This window comes from Candidatus Thioglobus sp. (assembly GCF_028599055.1).
Taxonomy (GTDB): Bacteria; Pseudomonadota; Gammaproteobacteria; order PS1; family Pseudothioglobaceae; genus Thioglobus_A.
In genome coordinates, this window is the sequence record NZ_JAQRMS010000023.1 from 9,597 (window position 1) to 14,462 (window position 4,866).

General features: G+C 43.6%; 4 protein-coding genes. All 4 read right to left on the reverse strand.

All coding sequences use genetic code 11. The features are described from left to right. The coding region (locus PSN35_RS02845; protein WP_300029148.1) for a polysaccharide biosynthesis tyrosine autokinase at nucleotides 1–2,098 on the reverse strand (2,098 nt) is incomplete at its 3' end. Nucleotides 2,099–2,100: 2 nt separating this feature from the next. Beyond that, nucleotides 2,101–2,913: a polysaccharide biosynthesis/export family protein gene (locus PSN35_RS02850; RefSeq protein ID WP_300029151.1), complete on the reverse strand. Its 813-nt coding sequence runs from the start codon at nucleotides 2,911–2,913 to the stop codon at nucleotides 2,101–2,103. 55 nt (nucleotides 2,914–2,968) lie between these two features. Continuing rightward, complete coding sequence (locus PSN35_RS02855) at nucleotides 2,969–4,396, reverse strand: hypothetical protein (protein WP_300029154.1); 1,428 nt, start codon at nucleotides 4,394–4,396, stop codon at nucleotides 2,969–2,971. Beyond that, a partial coding sequence (locus PSN35_RS02860) for a low molecular weight protein-tyrosine-phosphatase (protein WP_367183368.1) occupies nucleotides 4,396–4,866 on the reverse strand: 471 nt, incomplete at its 5' end. The genes PSN35_RS02860 and PSN35_RS02855, both read right to left, overlap by 1 nt.

Sequence of the window (4,866 nt, forward strand, 5' to 3'; positions counted from 1 at the left end):
TCACTGCCTGAATCTCTGCCATCGAATGCACACCATAACGCAACAACACAAACGTTGTGCCACACAAACGACCAATCACCGCCGCGTCAGTCACTGCAAGCAGCGGTGGCGTATCGATCAATACTAAATCATAGTCTTTAGAGAATTCACTCAAATATTTCTCAAAATTCTCATGCATCAGCAACTCTGACGGATTTGGCGGCATATTTCCAGTCGTTAACACATCAACATTTTCAAAACCACTACTGCGTACCGCTGCCGCCTTGTCAACTTCTCCAATTATCAATTCGCTCAACCCTGGGCCACGTGTCATATCGTATTCTTTGTTAATATGACCCTTGCGCATATCTGCATCAATTAGCAGTACTTTTTGGTTTGCTTGGGCAACTACATGTGCAAAGTTAGTTGAAACAAAACTCTTGCCCACGCCTGGCGCTGGGCCGGTAATCATGACAATATTATTCTTGGCTTCTAACAGCGCAAAATGCAGATTAGTACGCAAGCTTCTCAAACCTTCAATGGATTGATCTTTAGGGTCATGCTCACAAAGAATTGTATGCTTGGCTTTGCCTGCTACCACGTCTTTATCAAGCAATACTTGTTTGATGCTCAATGGAATATTGGCATACACAGGAATGCCAATATTTTTCTCAATTGAATCCGGATCTTCCACACCTTTGCTCATCGCACGGCGTACGAACGCCACGGCAATACCTAGGAATAAACCCAGTACTAAGCTTAGTAGTACAATCATCGATTTTTTGGGCTTAATCGGCTTTTCAGCAGTCAGCGCTGTATCAATGATACGCACATTACCCACCATGCCAGCTTTGGCAACTTTCAGCTCTTGCACTTTATTCAAAAGTTGGGTGTAAATTGTGGTAGCCACTTCAACATCACGAGACAAGCGCAAAATCTCTTGCTGTGTTTTTGGCAAACTGTTTGCCCTAGTATTGATTTTCCCTAGCTGCTCTTTAAGTTTAACCTCTTGATTGTTTAATGTCACCATAATCGGATGTACTTCAGTGTACTTCTTCGATAGATCTGAACGCTTCACTTCAAACTCAGCAAGCCTCGCTTCAATAGTAACAACATTATTTAATAATGACTGTGCTTCTAGGGTTAGGTTCACTGAACTCTTGCTCGTACGATAGCTATTTAGCTCTATTTCAGCCGCTTCCATCTCATCTTTTATCAGTGGCAGTTGTTGTTGCAAAAACTTTAGTCCGCTTTCAGCTTCCTCTGACATGCGTTCAACATTCTGCCTAAGGTACAAGTTTGACACCACATCGACAACACGAGCAATCAACTCAGGGTTGTCGCCATCTAGGCTAATTCTTAAGATACCGGTTTTCTTACCGCGCTCAGAGACCTTAATATTTTCTTGTAGGTCTTTAATCGCCTTCATACGGCTACTTTGGTTTAAATTAAATTTAGTTCCCGCTCTGGCGACCAGCTCAGAGACAAAGATCTCGACACCTTTGACGCTCACCACCTCTCCAACCGTACCGGTAAGTAGCGGCTCGCCGCCGATAGCAGTTAATGTGTATTGTTGACCCTTACCAGCGACTAATACCACTCCATCTTCATTCAAATGACTTGGCAGAACCAGACGCTGTAGCTGAATGCGCTCTCCACCCCAAGCATAACTATCCATACCAAAGTTTGATTCAGCCACACCAACACCACTATACCTACGCGCAATTGGCTCACCAATCACCGGGAAATATTTAGGCGTTGCATTAAGGGTCAAATCAAGCTTATCAACAACCTTACCAATAATATTACGAGATTTGATAATCTCTATTTCGGTTGATGCCGCTGTATCCGCTGGAAACATCTCGGCGAAATCACTTAAACCTGGCATGCCACCTGATTTTTCTTCAATTTGCAATACTGCATCAGCCTGATAAATTGGTGTCGCAATTAGTGCATAAAACACACCGCCTACTAAAAACATACCCGCAATAATACTAATTAGCCACTTGGCCTCGATTAGCGTGCCGAGCAATTCTGACAGATCAATCTCATCCTCAGTATTATTAAATTCTTGATTGTTCATCGCTACTTTGTTATCCACCAACTGCTCACTATTCATTGTTAATTGCCAAATGAATCAATCTTCGTACCCAGGCCAATCGATGGCAAGATGTTGCTAATAACACGATTCCACGATACTACCCCTGCCGGTGCTACGAACACCACATCATTGGCATTCAAGTAAAACTGCCCCGCTAACAACATCGCGTCAGCTGATCCGCCATCAAATCGGTAGATCGCCGGCTTTGCCACGATGTCGTTACTTGTTCTTGCACGACGAATCACAAAGATTTGTTCAGTATCAGCAGTGCGGTTATTGATTCCACCTAGCATTACTACATCAAGAATAGTCATTGGTGTATCAGTAATTTGATAGGTACCTGGCTTCTTTACCTCTCCAATAATATGAACACGCTTCGAGCGATACTCACTCACAGCCACGCTAATCTGCGGGTCAGTAATAAACTTTCTTAACTTTTCAGTCAGTAGTATTCTAATCGCCTCGATCGACTTGCCGGCTACTTTGATATTACCCACATAAGGGTAGAAAATCGTGCCGTTATTTTGCACCACAAAGCCGTCTGCTTTGGAATTACCGTCCTTGGCATCGCCACCTGTGCTTAAACCAGCATCACCCCATACTCTAATCATTAGTACATCTTGCACACCGACTTTATAGGTTGGATTGTTATCATGATCTACATTCATCTGTGCAACCAGTGCGGGGGTAATTAGCATCATATCAGGCTTATCATTTTCTTGAGTACTAAAAGCGCCGCGAAGATGGCTGTTTTCATCCATTTTCATGCCCGGCGCACAGCCTACCAATAAACTCAGTATTGACAACACGCCCAATATTTTTAATTGATTCATAATCACTTATTTTCCCTACTATTAATATGATCTAAATTTAGATCAAAAAATTATACTACCAATTCAGCCCAATTTGAAATACATTGGCAGCAAATGTTCCACCATCCATACCTTGCATTCTACCCACATCGATACTCAGATCCATCGTATTATTTACTGCCATCCGCGTACCCACTGTGTATTGATGAATCAGCCCCTCACCCACATCCATGCCACCACCGCCACCGACACCAAACTCATAGCCCACATGCACTGGCAGATCAAATGGCTTGACTTCAATACCAAACAAACCTTCAGCATACGCACCTACGTCGCCTTTATAGGCGCCATACGCACTACCTGAAACGCTTACCTGGTCATTTACTTGCTTACTCAAGCCAAACCCTAGTAATTCAATACGATCGGCATACACACCACCACTTTTAGTGCGTGCGCTATCGTCAGGCTGGTAAGTTTTATTCTTGATACTATATTCAGTCTTACCCTTGCCACCTGTCCAGCTTAACCCTAGCTCAGATGTAGTTGCCGAGAAATTGCCACTCGGTGCATAAGTCTTACCCAACATAGGCTTAATGCGCCAACCATCCGCTAACTTAATATCTAACCCTATCATCGGTTGCACAATCAAACCACCGCCAGTATCAATACCACCACCACCGGCCATACCCACTGTTAGCTTAGTATCTAGCATAACTGAATCATCAACAAGCTCAGTATTAATTCCAAAGCCAGTCAATACCTTGGCATAACCATCAACCCCACCGGTGCCTGCACCATAGGTTTCATAAGTGCGATAGAGGGAATCGTTAATATAATCTTGATACTGGAAACCAATTAAAGTTATGTCATCCACCAAACTCGCACCACCTCGGCGCTTAGCATCACTATCGGGATGATAGCGCAAGCTCACTGGGATTATCTTGTCTGCTTTCTTATTGGCAATCTTGAGGCCACCCTGACTTAGTACAGGACGATTAAATTGATAGGTCGGTATCACAATACCAATACTCGGATGCGTGTCTTGTTCATAAGCACTATTAGAGGTATTGGGGAATTGTGTATTTACCATACCAAAACGCAAGGCCACATCACCAACCTCTTGCTCTAACATTAAGTGTGAGCGTAGCATAAGACCACCACCCGGAAATGCACCCGCACCACCGCCACCACCAGCAAATAGCCCAGCATCAATCGCAAGTCCGTCTACTGCATCATTAGTAATATAGTGATGATAACCCAAGGTTACACCACCAGTGAAAAATCCACCGCGGTCGCCCGTTAACGCACCATAACCACCAAAACCCGCATACACGTCAGAATCACCAAAAGGCTTTACATCATAATGCACGCCCATCGCCCCCATATCCTCGGTTGCTGATACGGGTATATCTTCATATGAGACTCGCACTCGCCCTGACTCTGCATTGACTACTTGAACAAACAAGTACAAACAGCAGGATAACAATATTGAATTTTTATACATTAACTAAAAACCTTTTCTACCCATTCATCAATACCACGCTCAATCAGCTCCAATGCCAGTTCAAACTCTCGGCGCGACTGCATATAAGGGTCTGATATCTCAAAGTCACTCCATTTACCTAGCAAATGCACTTTGCCCTTGGATGATGGTGCAATATTATGCACCGCATTAATATGGCCTTTTTCCATGACCAATATCAGATCATATTCACTTAAGAGCTCAGTGCTCAATTGCCTGGCCCGATGCGCAGATACATCAATATTTTTCTCAGTCATTAATTCTTTTGCGGTAACGTCAGCCTCATGCCCAACCAATGCTCCAACACCGGCAGAGGCGATATTAACACTTGCATGCTTACCATCAGAGAGTCGATCAATCAGCAAAGCCTCAGCCATTGGGCTACGACAAATATTGCCCACACACACCATTAAAACACTATTAAACAACCTAAAACCTATTGCATAAAAAAA

Excerpts from the sequence above, each read along its gene's own strand:
- PSN35_RS02850 (WP_300029151.1), bottom strand. The coding sequence starts at position 2,913 with ATGAATCAATTAAAAATATTGGGCGTGTTGTCAATACTGAGTTTATTG.
- PSN35_RS02855 (WP_300029154.1), bottom strand. The coding sequence starts at position 4,396 with ATGTATAAAAATTCAATATTGTTATCCTGCTGTTTGTACTTGTTTGTT.